The organism is Streptomyces daghestanicus, from assembly GCF_020521275.1.
Lineage (GTDB): Bacteria > Actinomycetota > Actinomycetes > Streptomycetales > Streptomycetaceae > Streptomyces > Streptomyces griseoviridis.
The window spans coordinates 255571-272558 of the sequence record NZ_BNDX01000018.1; the positions used below are offsets into that span (position 1 = coordinate 255571).

Genomic DNA, 16988 nt, shown 5'->3' on the forward strand with positions numbered 1-16988 from the left:
CCCCCCGGCGGCTCCCCGGTCCGGGCGGTTTGGCGGCCGGGCCCGGCACTCGCGTAAAATCCGGCGTTCGACAGCGGACGCGTCCCGGAAGCGCCGCGCGGGTGATCAGGGAACGGCAGCGGCGATGACGGTGACACAGGACGGTTCGGCGGCCACGGGCGAGGCGGACGAGCCCGCGTACGGCCCCGGGATCGACCCCGAGCGGCTCGCGGTCTGCCTGAGTGTGCTGGAGGAACTCGACCGGCTCGACGTCGACCACCCCGACGCGGTCCTCGTGCGCCGCGCCACCTCGCACATCTACCGGACGGTCAAGCAGCGCCGCCGCCAGGAGCGCCGCGCCGCCAAGACCGCCCACGACCGGGCCGTCACCGAGGCCACCGCCACCGGCTCCGCCGAGCGCATCGACGACGAGACCGAGGGCATCCTGCCCTCCTCCCGCACGGAGGAGGGCAGCATCGCGGGGATACTCCAGCGCCCCCGCTCCTGCTACGTCTGCAAGCAGCGCTACGTCGAGGTCGACTACTTCTACCACCAGCTCTGCCCGTCCTGCGCCGCCGAGAACCGGATGCGCCGCGACGCCCGCGCCGACCTCACCGGCAAGCGCGCCCTGCTCACCGGCGGCCGGGCCAAGATCGGCATGTACATCGCGCTCAGGCTGCTGCGCGACGGCGCCCACACCACGATCACCACCCGGTTCCCCAAGGACGCCATCCGCCGCTTCAAGGCCATGGACGACTCCGGGGACTGGCTGCACCGCCTGGAGGTCGTCGGCATCGACCTGCGCGACCCCGCCCAGGCCGTCGCCCTCGCCGACCAGGTCGCCGAGCAGGGCCCGCTGGACATCCTGATCAACAACGCCACGCAGACCGTCCGCCGGCTGCCCTCGGCCTACGCCGCCCTGGTCGAGGGCGAGAGCGCCCCGCTGCCCGCCGGCGAACTGCCCGCCCACCACGTCATCGGCGCCTTCGGCTCCGGCTCGGTCGACGGGCTGGCCGCGCTGCCGGCCGGCATCAGCGGACTCGACGCCCAGCAGGTCGCCGATCTCGCGCTGGTCGCCGGGAACGCCAGCGTCGCCCGGCACCTCGACGGCTCCGCCATCGACGCGGGCGGCCTGCTCCCCGACGTCGTCGACAGCAACACCTGGGTGCAGAGCATCGACCAGATCTCCCCGGTGGAACTGCTGGAGACCCAGCTGTGCAACTACACGGCACCGTTCATCCTGATCAGCAAGTTGCGCCCGGCGATGGCCGACGCCGCCCGCAAGGCGCCCTCCAGGCGGTCCTACGTCGTCAACGTCTCGGCGATGGAGGGCGTGTTCGCCCGCGGCTACAAGGGCGCCGGGCACCCGAACACCAACGCCGCCAAGGCGGCCATGAACATGGTGACGCGGACCAGCGCCCAGGAGATGTTCCAGACCGACGGCATCCTGATGACCTCCGTCGACACCGGCTGGATCACCGACGAACGTCCCCACTACGACAAGCTGCGCCTCGCCGAGGAGGGCTTCCACGCCCCGCTCGACCTGGTGGACGGCGCGGCCCGGGTGTACGACCCGATCGTGCGTGGCGAGGCGGGCGAGGACCTGTACGGCGTCTTCATGAAGGACTACGCGCCCGGCAAGTGGTGACCGCGCGCCGCCCGGTCGCCCGCGCCCGGGCGGGAGTTGCGCGCCGCCACCAGCTCCAGCACCGTGCGCCAGTCCTCCAGCACCCCGGCGTCGAAGACGGCGGTGCGGCCCTCCTCCTCGGCCTCGCGCAGCCGGCGCAGACCGTCGTCGGCCGGGGCGTGGGCGGGGGCCCGGCGCGCGACGAGACAGGCGACCCGCTCCCCGAGCAGCGGGCGTACGGCGTCGGCGGTGCGCTCGGCCCGGCCCTCCGGGTCGCCGGGCCACAGCAGCCCGCCCACCGCCGTCACCAACCCGGCGACCTGCAGCTCCTTGTCGGCGGGGCGGGTGCGGCGCAGCAGCGCGGCGGTCCGCAGCGCGCGACCGTGGCCGTCGGCCGGGCCACCGCCGGGAACGGCGGCCTCCCGGCAGGCGTACAGCAGGCCCATCAGCTCCCCGACGCTGCGCAGCTCCACGCGTCCGTCCTCCCGCGATCTCCCCGCGTTCCGGCCCCTTGCGCACGGCAGCAGACCATGGCCACCTTGCGGCCGGGCCAACGCCACCTGAACTGCCACGGCGATGTGTGACCGCCGGTCCGCCGAACGGGTGAGTCCCTTTTGTGAACAACAGGTGACGAACCGGTGCATGCCGGGCTCAACTGCGCGCGGGGCGAAGCATGATGATTACCAGGAGTTTGCAGCCCCATAGAGCGGGCCCCCGCTCATCTGGTTAGTCTGGAGCGGATGAACGGCAGCACGGGCCCGCCCACACCCATGGTCCGTCCCGAGTGACCGGCGCCACCGCGACCGAACTGTTCTTGACCGAGACCCGAGCGGGCGTCAGGAGCCGGACAGCAGACTGACCGGCGAGGCCCGAGGGTGACCCGACACATAAGGAGTGCGCGGTGACACCGGAAACGACGAAGTACGAACAACGCCCCCAGGAACGCACCGGGCCGGCGGGCCGCCGGCCCGGCGAGATCGGCAGCCTCGACGTGTGGGCCCGGTCGGCCCCGATCCGGCTGGCGGGCTACGAGGACGACCTCGCCGAGCCGCACATCCTGCCCAGCGTGGACTGACCCGGGCCGCCGCCCCCGGCTGCGCCGCCCCGGCATGGGCGTGCGAGACTCGCGCCCATGCCGATCAGGGAAGCCACGGCCGCCGACTGGCCGTCCATCTGGCCGTTCTGGCACCGCGTCGTCGCCGCCGGCGAGACCTACACCTGGGACCCGGACACCTCCGAGGAGGACGCCCGGCGGCTCTGGACGGACCCCGCCAAGCGGGTCTTCGTCACCGAGGACGAGACCGGCGCCGTCGTCGCCTCCGCCTATCTCACCCCCAACTACGGCGGACCCGCCGCCGGAATCGCCAACGCCGGCTTCATGGTCGACCCGGACCGGGCCGGGCGGGGCATCGGCCGCGCCCTCGCCGAGCACGTACTGGCCGAGGCCAAGGCGGACGGTTACCGGGGGATGGTGTTCAACGCGGTCGTGGAGACCAACCCGGCCGTGAGGCTCTGGACGTCCCTCGGCTTCACCGTCCTCGGCACCGTGCCGGAGGCGTTCGCCCACCCCCGGCACGGCCTGGTCGGCCTGCACGTCATGTACCGCGCCCTGTGAGCGGCCGGACCGCGGCTCAGGCGGGCGTCCTCTGTCGCGCCGCCGCGGCGGCCGTCGCCGCATCCCGGGCCGCCTTGGTGCGTGGCCCGAACACCGCGAGGACGACCGCGCCCACCAGCCAGGAACCGGCGATGAACACGAACACGCTCTGATAGCCCTGGCTGGTGTAGAGGGCCGCGACGACCAGCGGCCCGGCCGCGTTGGAGAGCCGGCCCAGGCCGTAGGAGACGCCCGTGCCCAGCGAGCGGCTGCGGGTGTCGAACAACTCGGGCGAGTAGGCGTAGCCGAGGGCGGTGTACCCGCGCTCGAAGAGGTTCACCAGGAACCCGAAGACGATGATGAACACCGGGTCGAAGGTGAGCCCGTAGAACAGGCCGCAGACCGCGATCACCGTGCCGAAGGCGACCAGGCACCACTTGCGCTCGAACCGGTCGGTGACCAGGGCCGCCAGATACGAGCCGAGCGGGGCGCCGACCGTGGTGAGGGCGACGTAGAAGACGGAGTCCTCGACGCTGAAGCCCTCCTTGGCGAGCAGGGTCGGGGCCCAGCTGGAGTAGCCGAAGAAGCCGATGGTCTGGGTGACCCAGACGACCGTGAGCAGCAGCGTGGGCAGCAGGTACTTCTTCTGCAGCAGCAGCTTGAGCGGGGCCTTGGTGACCGGGGCCTCCTCCACCGGCGGGGCCGGCTCGGGCAGCGGGCCCTTCTCCGCGACGACGGCCGTCTCGATCTCGGTCAGCACCCGCTCGGCCTCCGCGAGCCTGCCCCGGCTCTCCAGCCAGCGCGGCGACTCCTTGAGGTGGCGGGTGAAGAGGACCAGCAGCATGCCCAGCGAGCCCCACAGGAACACCAGGCGCCAGGACCAGTCGCTGAGCGGCACCACCGCGCTGGCGATCAGGCTGGTGACGGGGGTGCCGCAGATGCCGATGACGATGGCGTACGCCTGGTACCGGCCGCGGACGGCGGAGGGGTACATCTCGGCGACGTAGATGACCGCCACGACCGTCATCGCGGACAGGCCCGCCGAGGTCAGCACGCGGAAGACGCCGAGCGAGAGCAGGTTCCAGGAGAAGACCGAGAGGAAGGAGAAGAACCCGAAGAACAGCGTCGTCTGCATCAGGGCGCGTTTGCGGCCGAGGCGGTCGGCGAGGTTCGAGGCGACGATCGAGCCGAGGAACATGCCGACGAACGACAGGGAGGTCACGTACGCGACCTGGTCGACGGTGACGCCCCAGATCTTGATGAGCTTGGGCGCGGTGACCGCGAAGCTGTTGATGTCGGCGAACTCGAAGAAGTACGCGAACGCGACCGCCAGCAGGGTCGTCTTGTGGAACCGGGAGACCGGCAGTCTGTCCAGCCGGTTGAGAGCGTTGACGCGGTGCATGCGAGGTGCCCTTGCGGTGAGTGGGGACGGGTGTGCTCAGACGGCCTCTCCGGGCCAGTACAGGCGCATCGGGTTGGCGACCAGCAGCTTGTGCCGCTGCTCGGCGGTGGGGGCGATGTGCGGGATGTGGTCGACCAGCAGCCCGTCGTCGGGCATGTGGTCCTTGAGGTTGGGGTGCGGCCAGTCGGTGCCCCACAGCACGCGGTCAGGGAACTCCTCCACGGTGCGGCGGCCGAACGGCACCACGTCGGCGTAGGCGTTCCGCTCGCCGTCCAGCGCGGCCGGGCCGGTGACGGTCAGGCGCTCCGGGCAGCTCACCTTGACCCACACGTCGCCCCGGTCCACGAACCGCAGGAAGCGGGAGAACTCCGGCCCGTCCACCGGCTCGGTCACGTCCGGGCGGCCCAGGTGGTCGATGACCAGCGGGGTGGGCAGCGAGGAGAAGAAGTCCTCCAGGTCGGGCAGGTCGGCGGCCTCGAAGTACAGCACGATGTGCCAGCCCAGCGGGGCGATCTTCGCCGCGATGGCGCGCAGGTCCTCCTCGGGGGAGGTGTCGACCAGCCGGCGCACGAAGTTGAAGCGGACGCCCCGCACCCCGGCCTCGTCCAGCTCCCGCAGCTCGGCGGCGGTGACGCCGGGGCGGACGGTGGCGATGCCGCGGGCCCGGCCCCCGGCGGCGCGGACGGCGTCCACCATGGCCGAGTTGTCCGCGCCGTGGCAGGTGGCCTGCACGATGACGTTCCGGGAGACGCCCAGGTGGTCGCGGAGCGCGAACAGGTCCTCCTTGCCGCCGTCGCAGGGCGTGTACTTCCGCTCCGGCGCGAAGGGGAACCGCGCCTGCGGTCCGAAGACGTGGCAGTGCGCGTCGACGGCACCGTCGGGCAGCCGGAACTCCGGCACGGAAGGGCCGGCGTACCAGTCGAGCCAGCCTGGGGTCTTGGGGGCGAGGTCGGACATGTCGGGCGTTCCTTTCGCGAGCGGGTCCCGGGGTGGCGGCCGGTGCGGGAGGCTCGGTGCGAAGCTCCCGGCGGGGCCGGTGGCCCGGGGATCGTTCGGGTGGGGGCGGGGCCGGCCGCGGGGGCGGGGAGCCGCGGGGCCGCGGGCCGGCCGTGCCGGGGGGAGGCGGCGGCCGGCGACGCGCGGGGAACAGGGAGGTCTCGCAGGCCGGCGGGCGGGTCCGGAGTTCAGCGGCCCTGGCGCTTGAGCAGGGCGTCGAGGCGAGGGTAGACGGTGCGCGCGTTGTGTTCCTGGATCGCCGACCGGTGCTCCGCGGGGAGTGCGGCGGCCTCGACGTAGCGCCGGGTGTCGTCGAAGTGGAAGCCGGTGCACGGGTCGATGTCGCGGACCGCGCCGATCATCTCCGAGGCGAACAGGATGTTCTTCGGCGGTACGACGTCCAGGAGCAGGTCGATGCCGGGCTGGTGGTACACACAGGTGTCGAAGAAGACGTTGTTCAGCACGTGTTCCGCCAGTTCCGGCTTGCCCAGTGCCATGGCCAGACCGCGGAACCGGCCCCAGTGGTAGGGGACCGCGCCGCCGCCGTGCGGGATGACCAGCCTCAGGGTGGGGAAGTCCGTGAAGAGGTCGCCCTGCACGAGCTGCATGAACGTGGTGGTGTCGGCGTTGAGGTAGTGCGCCCCGGTGGTGTGGAAGGCGGGGTTCACGCTGGTGCTGACGTGCACCATGGCCGGGATGTCGTACTCGGCCATCTTCTCGTAGACGGGGTACCACGAGCGGTCGGTGAGCGGCGGCGCGGTCCAGTGGCCGCCGGACGGGTCGGGGTTCAGGTTCAGCGCGACCGCGCCGTACTCCTCGACGCAGCGGGTCAGCTCGGGGAGGCAGGTGGCCGGATCGACGCCGGGGGACTGCGGCAGCATCGCCGCCATCGCGAACCGCTCCGGGTAGAGGCTGCTGACCCGGAAGCACAGCTCGTTGCAGATCGACGCCCACGCGGCGGAGGTCTTGAAGTCGCCGACGTGATGTGCCATGAAGGAGGCCCGCGGGGAGAAGACCGTCAGGTCGATGCCGCGCTCGTCCATCAGCCGGAGCTGGTTCGACTCGATGCTCTCCCGCAGCTCGTCGTCACCGATCTCCAGGTCGGCGCGGGACGGCGCGGACGCGGGGTCGTCGAGTCCGGCGATCTGCCGGTCGCGCCAGGCCGCCAGCGCCGGGGGAGCGGTGGTGTAGTGGCCGTGGCAATCGATGATCATGGCTGTTCCTGACTGCTGTGAGGGGTCGCCCCGGGTCGGTGACGGGGCGCGGACCAGGTTCAACGTAACGGCCGACGAAATTGTTGACAATATGTTCCGGGAAAGTTTCCGGGCAGCCGGTCGGGAACGGGCGGGGGAGGACGGGAAGGCGCCGCGGGCGCGCGCGGTTCGGGCGCCGCCCGGCCGGGGAGCTGATCCTCGTCCGTCGCCGCACCGTCCGGTGACCGCCCGACCCCTCCGGGAGCCTCGTATGCATGACGACCGCAGCCTGGTCGAAGCCCGCCTCCGGCGCGTCCTCGACGAACGCGTCCGCCCCGCCGTGTACCCCGAGTCCGTGCCGCTGGAGGCGGCCGTCTGGCACGCCCCCGGCGAGCCCGTGCCGGTCGCCGAGGGCCTGGCCGCCGGGTACGGGCCCGTCGCGGTGGGCGCCCGCTGGGGCGCCCCGTGGGGGACGAGCTGGTTCCGCGTCACCGGCACGGTCCCCGAGGCGTGGGCCGGCCGGACCGTCGAGGCCCTCCTCGACCTCGGCTTCGACGACGGCATGCCCGGCTTCCAGTGCGAGGGCCTGGTGTACCGGCCCGACGGCACCCCGGTGAAGGGCCTCAACCCCGCCAACCAGTGGGTCCGCGTCGGCGCCCCCGCCGAGGGCGGCGAGCCGGTGCTGCTGTACGTCGAGGCCGCCGCCAACCCCGTGATCCTGGGCCGCCGCGGCTTCGCGCCGACCCCGCTGGGCGACCGGGACACCGCGGGCGGCGACCCGCTCTACACCCTGGGCCGCATGGACCTCGCCGTCTTCGACGCGACCGTGTGGCACCTCGTGCGCGACCTGGAGGTGCTCGGCGAGCTGATGGCCGAGCTGCCCGCCGACTCCCCGCGCCGGTACGACATCCTGCGCGCGGTGGACCGCGCCCTGGACGCCGTCGACCTCCAGGACGTGGGCGGCACGGCGGCCCGCGCCCGCGAGCCGCTCGCCGGCGTCCTCGCCGCCCCCGCCGTACCCTCCGCCCACCGGATCACCGCCGTCGGCCACGCCCACATCGACTCGGCGTGGCTGTGGCCGCTGCGGGAGACCGTCCGCAAGGTCGCCCGGACCGCCGCCAACATGACCGCCCTCCTCGACGACGAACCCGACTTCGTCTTCGCCATGTCCCAGGCCCAGCAGTGGGCGTGGGTCCGCGACCACCGGCCCGAGGTGTGGGCGCGGGTGAAGAAGGCCGTGGCGGACGGCCGGTTCGTGCCGGCCGGCGGCATGTGGGTGGAGTCGGACACCAACATGCCCGGCTCGGAGGCGATGGCCCGGCAGTTCGTGCACGGCAAGCGGTTCTTCCTGGACGAGTTCGGCATCGAGAACGACGAGGCGTGGCTGCCGGACACCTTCGGCTTCGCCGCCGGGCTGCCCCAGATCATCGCGGCGGCCGGGTCGAAGTACCTGCTGACGCAGAAGATCTCCTGGTCGCAGACGAACGGCTTCCCGCACCACACCTTCCGCTGGGAGGGCATCGACGGCACCCGGATCTTCACCCACTTCCCGCCCGTCGACACCTACAACTGCGCCATGACGGGCCGCGAGATCGCCCACGCCGTCCGCAACTTCAAGGACAAGGGCCGCGCCCGGCACTCCCTCGCGCCGACCGGTTTCGGAGACGGGGGCGGCGGTACCACCCGCGAGATGGTGGCCCGCGCCGCCCGGCTCCGCGACCTCGAAGGCTCGGCCACGGTGACCTGGCAGACCCCGAAGCAGTTCTTCGAGCAGGCCGCCGCCGACTACCCGGAACCGCCCGTCTGGGTCGGCGAGCTGTACCTCGAACTGCACCGCGCCACCCTCACCAGCCAGGCCGGCACCAAGCAGGGCAACCGGCGCAGCGAACACCTGCTGCGGGAGGCCGAGCTGTGGGCGGCGACGGCCGCCGTGCGCACCGGCTTCCCCTACCCGTACGAGGAGCTGGACCGGCTCTGGAAGACCGTCCTGCTGCACCAGTTCCACGACATCCTGCCCGGTTCCTCCATCGCCTGGGTGCACCGCGAGGCACGGGCCGTCTACGCGCGCGTCGCCGAGGAGCTGACCGGCGTCATCGAGGCCGCCCAGCGCGCCCTGGCCGGCGACGGCGGCACTCCGCTCCTGTTCAACGCCGCCCCGCACGCCCGCGCCGGCGTCCCGGCGGGCGGCGCCGCCACCCCCGCCCCCGCCGGGCACGCGACAGTGCTCGGCACGCGCGAGGGCGGCGGATTCGTCCTGGACAACGGGCTGCTGCGGGCCGTGATCGACGAACGCGGGCTGATCGTCTCCCTGTACGACATCGAGGCCGGCCGCGAGACGGTCGCGCCCGGCGCCGCCGCGGGCCTCCTCCAGCTCCACCCCGACCTGCCGAACAAGTGGGACGCCTGGGACGTCGACGCGTTCTATCGCAACACCGGCACCGACCTGAGCGGGGCCGACTCGGTGACGGCCGGGGAGGACGGCGCCTCGGTGCGCGTCGTGCGCTCCTTCGGCTCCTCGCGCGCCACCCAGGTGCTCACCCTGGCCCCCGGCGAACGGCGGCTGGAGGTGGAGACCGAGGTCGACTGGCACGAGACGGAGAAGTTCCTCAAACTCGCCTTCCCGCTGGACCTGCACGCCGACCGGTACGCCGCCGAGACCCAGTTCGGACACGTCCACCGCCCCACCCACACCAACACCTCCTGGGACGCGGCCCGGTTCGAGGCGTGCAACCACCGCTTCGTCCATCTGGCGGAGCCCGGCTGGGGCGTGGCGGTCGTCAACGACTCGACGTACGGCCATGACGTCACCCGGACCGTCCGGACCGGCGCGGACGCCGGGACCACCACCACCGTCCGGGTGTCGCTGCTGCGCGCCCCGCGCTTCCCCGACCCCGGGACCGACCAGGGCACGCACCGGTTCCGGCACGCCCTGGTGCCGGGCGCCGGCATCGGCGACGCGGTGCGCGAGGGCTGGCGGATCAACCTGCCCGAGCGGCGGCTGACCGGCGCCGGGGAGGTGGCCCCGCTGGTCACCGTCGACCGGGAGTCGGTGGTGATCACCGCCGTCAAGCTCGCCGACGACGGCGGCGGCGACCTGGTCGTCCGCTTCCACGAGGCGCACGGCGGCCGGGCCCGCGCCACGCTGACGGCCGGCTTCGAGGTCGCCGGCGCCACCGTGACCGACCTGCTGGAACGCCCGCTCGACGGAGCGCCGGCCCCCGAGCGGGACGGCGGCCGGATCACCGTACGGCTGCGGCCGTTCCAGCTCATGACCCTGCGGCTGAAGCGCGCCTAGGCAGTCCCGGCCGGCCCGGCTCCTGCGCGCGAGAGCCGGGCCAGTGGTCCGATGACTCGGCGGCAATCGTCGGATGACTTTGCCGTCCGATACGGGATCTTCCCGGCATCACGCCTGCGCGAGGGGTGTTCGTCGGATCAATAGCTCTGATAAATATGCGGGAACTGGTCACTCCCACCCGAGGAGCCGCGTGCCCGCCACCGACGCCCGCATCACCGCCGTCGACACCTACGACATCCGGTTCCCCACCTCCCGCGCACTCGACGGCTCCGACGCGATGAACCCGGACCCCGACTACTCGGCCGCCTACGTCGTGCTGCGCACCGATGGCGGCGAACCGGAGGGGCACGGCTTCGCCTTCACCATCGGGCGGGGCAACGACGTCCAGGTCGCCGCGGTCCGGGCGCTGCGCGACCACGTCGTCGGACGGTCCGTCGCCGCGCTGTGCGCCGACCCCGGCACGCTCTACCGGGACCTCACCGGGGACAGCCAACTGCGCTGGCTGGGGCCGGAGAAGGGCGTGATGCACATGGCGATCGGCGCGGTCGTCAACGCCGTCTGGGACCTGGCCGCCCGCCGGGCGGGCAAACCCCTGTGGCGGCTGCTCGCCGACGCCGACCCCGAGTGGCTGACCGCGCAGATCGACTTCCGCTACCTCACCGACGCGCTCACCCCCGACGAGGCCCTCGACCTGCTGCGCCGGGGCCGCAAGGGCGCCGCCGAACGCACCGGGCACCTGCTGGCCGACGGCTACCCCGCCTACACCACCTCCCCGGGCTGGCTCGGCTACGACGACGACAAGCTCGCCCGCCTCGCCGCCCGCGCCGTCGCCGACGGCTTCACCCAGATCAAGCTCAAGGTCGGCGCCGACCTGGACGACGACATCCGGCGCTGCCGCGTCGCCCGCGCCACCGTCGGCCCGGACATCCGCCTCGCCGCCGACGCCAACCAGCGCTGGGACGTGCCCGAGGCGATCCGCTGGACCGGCGCCCTCGCCGAGTTCGGCCTGTACTGGATCGAGGAACCCACCAGCCCCGACGACGTGCTCGGCCACGCCGCCGTCCGCCGGGCCGTCGCCCCGGTGAAGGTCGCCACCGGCGAACACGCCCACAACCGCGTCCTGTTCAAACAGCTCCTCCAGGCCGGTGCCGTCGACATCGTGCAGATCGACGCGGCCCGGGTGGCCGGCGTCAACGAGAACCTCGCGATCCTGCTGCTCGCCGCCAAGTTCGGCGTCCCGGTCTGCCCGCACGCCGGCGGCGTCGGCCTGTGCGAACTCGTCCAGCATCTGGCCATGTTCGACTACGTGGCCCTGTCCGGCACCACCGAGGACCGGGTCATCGAGTACGTCGACCACCTCCACGACCACTTCACCGACCCCGTGGTGATCCGCGCGGGGCACTACACGGCACCCACCGCGCCGGGCTTCTCGGCCGCCCTGCGGCCCGCCTCCGTCGCCCGGTACACCTATCCGGGCGGCACCTTCTGGGCCGCCGACGCCGAGCGGACCGAAGGGCGGACGGCATGAACGACTTCACGGGACTGAGGGCCCTGGTCACCGGCGGCGCCTCCGGCATCGGCCGGGCCACCGCCGCACTCCTCGCCGCGCGCGGCGCGGCCGTCGCCGTCCTCGACGCCGACACCACGGCGGTCGGCGAGCCGTTCCTGCCCGTGCGGGCCGACGTCACCGACGACGCCTCCGTACGCGCCGCCGTCACCGCCGCCGTCGCCGGGCTCGGCGGTCTGGACATCCTGGTCAACAACGCCGGCATCGGCGCGCAGGGCACCGTCGAGGACAACGACGACGCCGAGTGGCACCGCGTCCTCGACGTCAACGTGGTCGGCATGGTCCGGGTGGCCCGCGCCGCGCTGCCCCACCTGCGCCGCTCACGGCACGCGGCGGTCGTCAACACCTCGTCCGTCGCGGCCACCGCCGGCCTGCCCCAGCGGGTGCTGTACAGCGCCACCAAGGGTGCCGTGCAGTCCCTGACCCTCGCCATGGCCGCCGACCACGTCCGCGAGGGCATCCGCGTCAACTGCGTCAACCCCGGCACGGTGGACACCCCGTGGATCGGCCGCCTGCTGGACCGGGCCCCCGACCCGGCCGCCGAGCGCGCCGCGCTGGAGGCCCGCCAGCCCACCGGCCGCCTGGTCACCGCCGAGGAGGTCGCCGCCGCCATCGCCCACCTCGCCGGTCCGTACTCCGGTGCCACCACCGGCACCTCGCTCGCCGTCGACGGCGGCATGCAGGGCCTCCGGCTCCGCCCGGCGGGACAACCGTGACCACCCTCGGCCGGAGCGGCGTACCCGTCAGCCCCCTCGCCCTCGGCTGCGCCGCCCTCGGCAACCTCTACACCCCGGTCACCGACGCCGAGGCGCACGCCACCGTCCGGGCCGCCTGGCGCCGGGGCGTCCGCACCTTCGACACCGCCCCGCACTACGGGCTCGGCCTGTCCGAACGGCGCCTCGGCGCGGCCCTGGGCGCGCTCCCGCGCGACGCGTACACCCTCTCCACCAAAGTGGGCCGGCTGCTGGAACCCGCCGGCACGGCGGACGGCGACGACCTGGCCGCCGGGTTCGCGGTGCCGGCCACCCACCGCCGGGTGTGGGACTTCAGCGCCGACGGCGTACGCCGGTCCCTGACGGCCAGCCTGGAGCGGCTCGGCCTGGACCGCGTGGACATCGTCTACCTGCACGACCCGGACGACCACGCCGGGCAGGCGCTCCGCGAGGCGTACCCGGCCCTGGAACGGCTGCGGGCCGAGGGCACGGTCGGCGCGATCGGCGTGGGCATGAACCGGACGGCGCTGCTCACCCGGTTCGTCCGGGACACCGACGTCGACGTGGTGCTCTGCGCCGGCCGCTACACCCTGCTCGACCAGAGCGCCCTGGCCGACCTGCTCCCGGCCGCCACCGCGCGCGGCACCTCCGTCGTCGTCGGCGGCGCCTTCAACTCCGGCCTGCTGGCCGACCCGCGGCCGGGCGCGGCGTACGACTACGCCCGGGCGCCGGACGCCCTGCTGGAGCGCGCGCTGCGCCTGAAGGCGGTCGCCGAACGGCACGGCACGACCCTGCGCGCCGCCGCCCTCGCCTTCTGCGCCGCCCACCCGGCCGTCGCGAGCGTCCTGGTGGGCGCCCGCTCCGCCGCCGAGGCCGAGGACTGCGCCGACCGCTTCGCCGAGCCGGTGCCCGCCGCGTACTGGGAGGAGCTGCGGCGGACCGGCCTGCTGCCCCCGGACGCACCCGTGCCCTGAGCCCCGTTCACGGCTGCCCCGCCAGCCGGGTCGGCGGCAGGTACTCGCGTACGTACGTCCGCTCCCAGCAGGCGCCCGTCTCCCGCAGTTCCCGCCAGGTCGTGTACCGGTAGCGGTAGAGGCGGGCCCTGATGTGGCGCGGCGGGGCGTCCGGTGGGAACGGTGCGCGGCGCAGCAGCCGCAGGGTGTCCCGGTCGCCCTCCAGCAGCCGTTCCACCAGCGCCGAGAACCACGGTCCGGCATAGCCGGGCGACAGCGCGGCGAACCACATCATCCAGTCCAGCCGCAGGTGGTACGGCGCGAACTGGCGCGGCCAGCGGCGCGGATCACCGGGCTTGCCCTTGAAGGCGTACTCCCGCCAGTCCCCGTCCTCGCGCGGCACCTCGTCGGCGGTGCCCTCGATCACCACCTCGTGCCGGACCCGGCTGACGCTGCCGAACGCGCCGTAGGTGTTGACCAGGTGCAGCGGGTCGAAGGAGCGGTTCATCACCTGGCGCCGGGAGAGCATGTTGCGCACCGGGCGGTGGCTGAGCGCCACCAGCAGCGCGGCCACCGCCAGGACCAGCACCTCGTACCAGAGCGGCGGCGGCGCCACGGCGGGCGGGTCGGCGGGGAACCGCACGGCCGGCAGGGCCAGCGCGACGGTGATCCAGTTCAGCCAGGCGAAGTTGCCCGACAGCACCAGCCACAGCTGGGTGAGGATCATCAGCGCGGCGGCGGCCGTGGCCACCGGCTGCGGGGCGAACAGCAGGAACGGCACCACGAGCTGGGTGACGTGGTTCGCGGCCACCTCCACTCGGTGCAGCGGCCGGGGCAGATGGTGGAAGAACCAGCTCAGCGGCCCCGGCATGGGCTGGGTCTCGTGATGGTGGTCCAGGCACGTAAGCCGCCGCCAGCACGCGTCGCCGCGGATCTTGATCAGCCCCGCCCCGAACTCGACGCGGAACAGCAGCCAGCGCAGCAGGAACAGCACGACGACCGGCGGGGCCACCTCGTCGTTGCCGAGGAACACGGCGAGGAAGCCGGTCTCCAGGAGCAGCGACTCCCAGCCGAAGCCGTACCAGGTCTGCCCCACGTTGACGATCGACAGGTACAGCGCCCACGGCACCAGCCACAGCAGCATCGCCGCCCACAGCGGCAGCACCGCGTCCACCCCCGCGAGGAGCGCCGCGGCCACCGCGCAGCCCGCCCAGGCGCAGCCGGCGAACAGCCGGTCGGAGTAGCGCCACTGGAACAGGCTCGGCGCGCGCCGCCAGGGCACCCGCGCCACGAACCGGGGCACCGGCAGCATCCCGCGCTCCCCGATCAGCGCCCGGAACTGGAGCGCGGCCGTCAGGAAGGCGACCAGGTAGAGGGCGGCCAGCGCCTTCTGGAAGACCAGCCGCCCGGTCCAGTAGTCGGGTGCGGTGAACCACTCCACGGGCCTGTGCTCCTTCGGTCGCTGCGCGCGGGTTCACGCTTACCCGGCCCTTGGTCGGCCGAACGGGTCGAAGAATCGGACAAAGGCTGGCAAGGTGGGGCTCATGGTTGATCGGGGAGCGAGCGCCCTGTCACTCCCGGACGACTGGCCCGCCCATCCGGACCCGATCCTGGCGCTCAACCGCATGGGCACGTTCGACTGGGACCTGGCGGGTGGCCTCTTCCACATGGACGCCCAGGCCCACGAGGTCTTCGACCTGCGCCCGGAGGAGTACGACGGACGCCCGGAATCCCTGTCGGTCCGCGTCCCGCGGGCGGAGGGCATCCGGCTGGACGCCCTGGTCGCCCGGGCCATCAAGGACGGCAGCGAGAACTACGGCACCTACTTCCGGCTGCGCTGCCGCGACGGCCATCTGCGCTGGACCCACACCCAGGGCTACATCCGGCGCGACGCGGCGGGCCGGCCGTACCGGATCGTCGGCATCGTCCGGGACGCCACCCGGGAGCTGAGCGAGATCGAGTCGCGCCGCGAGCGCGCCGTCCGCGACGAGGCACGCCGCCGCCAGACCGACGTGGTCGAGGCCGCCACCGCCGCCCTCGCCCACGCCCGCACCGTCGAGGACGTCATCGACGTCCTGCGGGACACCAACGGCCTCACCCGGCTGGGCGCCACCAGCCTGGTGATGGGCCTGGTCGAGGCGGGCCGCATCCGGCTGGTCGCCGACGGCCCCGAGAACAGCTTCGTCCCCGGCACCCGGATCACCCGGGTCGAGGAGCCCTACCCGATGAGCGAGGTGGTGCGGACCCTGGGGCCCCGGTTCATCGAGTCGCCGGAGGAGTTCGCCGAGCGCTACCCCGTGCTCTGGCCGCACATCACCCACCTGCGCATCACCTCCGCCGCCTATCTGCCGCTGATCGCGCAGGGCCGGCCGATCGGCGCGGTGGGCCTGCTCTACGGCGACCGGCGCGGCTTCTCGCCGGAGGACCGCACCGTGCTCGTCGCCCTGGGCAGCGGCATCGCCCAGAGCCTCCAGCGCGCGATGCTCTACGAACAGGAGATGGACCTCGCCGCCGGCCTCCAGCAGGCGATGCTGCCGCGCACCATCCCCTCCGTCCCCGGCTGCGACGTCGCCGTCCGCTACCGCGCCGCGACCGTCGGCGGCATGCACGCCCGTGACATCGGCGGCGACTGGTACGACCTGATCCCGCTGCCCGGAGGCACCTCGTCCGCGGGCGGCCGGGTCGGCGCCGTCATCGGCGACGTCCAGGGCCACGACACCCACGCCGCCGCCGTCATGGGCCAGCTGCGCATCGTGCTGCGCGCCTACGCCGCCGAGGGCCACACCCCGGCCGCCGTGATGGCACGGGCCTCCGGCTTCCTCCACGAACTCGACACCGACCGCTTCGCCACCTGCCTGTACGCCGAGGCCGACCTGGCCACCGGCGTCGTCCAGGTGGTCCGCGCCGGGCACACCGACCCGCTGGTGCGCGACCCGGACGGCACCTGCCGCCGGGTCCCCGTGGAGGGCGGGCTGCCGCTCGGCCTGTCCGCCGAGTTCGGGCGGCTCACCTACCCCGTCTCCACCCTCGAACTCGACCCCGGCGCCACCCTGGTGCTGTTCACCGACGGCCTGGTCGAACAGCCCGGCGCCGACCTCGGCGACGGTGTCCGGGACCTCGCCGCCGCGGTCGCCGCCGGCCCCCCGCACGTCCGTGACCTCGCCGACCTCCTCATCCGTGACGCCGAGGAGCGCGGCGGCGAGGACGACGTGGCCCTTCTCCTGCTGCGCCGCCACGCCCCGGACGCCCCGCGCTCCGGCGGCCGGCTTCAGCGGCACGTGGCCCCCGGCGACCCGGAGGCCCTCGCGGAGGCCCGCCATCTGACCCGGGCCGCCGTCCGCGCCTGGGGCGCCGAGCCGCAGGGCGACGAGATCGAACTGGTCGCCGACGAGCTGATCACCAACGCGCTGACGCACACCGAGGGCGCGGCGGTCGTCACCCTGAGGTACCTCACCGGGGCCGGCCGGCGGCTGCGGATCGAGGTCGAGGACTCCTCCAGCGCCCTGCCCCGGCGGCGCGAGGCGGGCGAGTCCGGCGTCTCCGGGCGCGGCCTGCTGCTGGTCGACCTGATGGCGGACGGCTGGGGCGTGGAGGCGCGGGGCGGCGGCAAGTGCGTGTGGGCGGAGTTCGCGGTACGGCACGGCGAGCTGTGAGGGCACCCCGGGTCCG

General features: G+C 73.6%; 13 protein-coding genes. 8 read left to right on the forward strand and 5 right to left on the reverse strand.

From position 1 onward, the window contains the following. Positions 1-124 precede the first annotated feature (124 nt). Positions 125-1627: an SDR family NAD(P)-dependent oxidoreductase gene (locus tag Sdagh_RS33530; RefSeq protein ID WP_189413895.1), complete on the forward strand. Its 1503-nt coding sequence runs from the start codon at positions 125-127 to the stop codon at positions 1625-1627. Here Sdagh_RS33530 and Sdagh_RS33535 read toward each other — a convergent pair. Next, positions 1606-2079: a hypothetical protein gene (locus tag Sdagh_RS33535; RefSeq protein ID WP_190076426.1), complete on the reverse strand. Its 474-nt coding sequence runs from the start codon at positions 2077-2079 to the stop codon at positions 1606-1608. The genes Sdagh_RS33530 and Sdagh_RS33535 overlap by 22 nt on opposite strands. Before the next feature lie 428 nt (positions 2080-2507). Between Sdagh_RS33535 and Sdagh_RS33540 the strand changes: the two genes are divergently transcribed. Beyond that, the gene (locus Sdagh_RS33540; RefSeq protein ID WP_189413899.1) at positions 2508-2681 is read left to right on the forward strand and encodes a hypothetical protein; all 174 of its coding nucleotides are present in this window, start codon (positions 2508-2510) and stop codon (positions 2679-2681) included. Positions 2682-2738: 57 nt separating this feature from the next. Continuing rightward, a complete protein-coding gene (locus Sdagh_RS33545; RefSeq protein WP_189413901.1) occupies positions 2739-3221 on the forward strand; it encodes a GNAT family N-acetyltransferase in 483 nt (160 codons plus the stop codon). Between the two features lie 16 nt (positions 3222-3237). On the opposite strand, the gene Sdagh_RS33550 is transcribed toward Sdagh_RS33545, so the two are convergent. The 3 genes from Sdagh_RS33550 to Sdagh_RS33560 all read right to left on the reverse strand — a co-directional run bounded on the left by Sdagh_RS33550 (position 3238) and on the right by Sdagh_RS33560 (position 6812). Continuing rightward, positions 3238-4602 (reverse strand): MFS transporter, encoded by a 1365-nt coding sequence (locus Sdagh_RS33550; protein WP_190010671.1) that lies wholly within the window; start codon positions 4600-4602, stop codon positions 3238-3240. A gap of 36 nt (positions 4603-4638) precedes the next feature. After that, positions 4639-5559, reverse strand: a complete 921-nt coding sequence (locus tag Sdagh_RS33555) for an amidohydrolase family protein (protein ID WP_190076427.1) — start codon at positions 5557-5559, stop codon at positions 4639-4641. A 227-nt stretch (positions 5560-5786) separates the two neighbouring features. After that, positions 5787-6812 (reverse strand): amidohydrolase family protein, encoded by a 1026-nt coding sequence (locus tag Sdagh_RS33560; protein WP_190076428.1) that lies wholly within the window; start codon positions 6810-6812, stop codon positions 5787-5789. Positions 6813-7062: 250 nt separating this feature from the next. Here Sdagh_RS33560 and Sdagh_RS33565 point away from each other — a divergent pair, with 250 nt between their 5' ends. The 4 genes from Sdagh_RS33565 (at position 7063) to Sdagh_RS33580 (ending at position 13340) form a co-directional block, all read left to right on the forward strand. Continuing rightward, positions 7063-10086 carry an alpha-mannosidase gene (locus tag Sdagh_RS33565; protein ID WP_190076429.1) on the forward strand — a complete coding sequence of 1008 codons (3024 nt, stop codon included), beginning with the start codon at positions 7063-7065 and terminating at the stop codon, positions 10084-10086. Between the two features lie 190 nt (positions 10087-10276). Next, a complete protein-coding gene (locus Sdagh_RS33570) occupies positions 10277-11614 on the forward strand; it encodes an enolase C-terminal domain-like protein (protein ID WP_226536128.1) in 1338 nt (445 codons plus the stop codon). Continuing rightward, positions 11611-12369 (forward strand): SDR family NAD(P)-dependent oxidoreductase, encoded by a 759-nt coding sequence (locus tag Sdagh_RS33575; RefSeq protein ID WP_189413912.1) that lies wholly within the window; start codon positions 11611-11613, stop codon positions 12367-12369. Before Sdagh_RS33570 ends, Sdagh_RS33575 begins: the two co-directional genes overlap by 4 nt. Continuing rightward, on the forward strand, positions 12366-13340 hold the full coding sequence (locus Sdagh_RS33580) for an aldo/keto reductase (protein ID WP_189413914.1): 975 nt from the start codon (positions 12366-12368) through the stop codon (positions 13338-13340). Before Sdagh_RS33575 ends, Sdagh_RS33580 begins: the two co-directional genes overlap by 4 nt. Before the next feature lie 7 nt (positions 13341-13347). Here the strand turns inward: Sdagh_RS33580 and Sdagh_RS33585 are convergent, their stop codons facing one another. Then, on the reverse strand, positions 13348-14760 hold the full coding sequence (locus Sdagh_RS33585; RefSeq protein WP_189413916.1) for a lipase maturation factor family protein: 1413 nt from the start codon (positions 14758-14760) through the stop codon (positions 13348-13350). A gap of 103 nt (positions 14761-14863) precedes the next feature. On the opposite strand from Sdagh_RS33585, the gene Sdagh_RS33590 reads away from it, so the two are divergent. Next, positions 14864-16972: a SpoIIE family protein phosphatase gene (locus tag Sdagh_RS33590; protein ID WP_189413917.1), complete on the forward strand. Its 2109-nt coding sequence runs from the start codon at positions 14864-14866 to the stop codon at positions 16970-16972. The last annotated feature ends 16 nt before the right edge of the window (positions 16973-16988 follow it).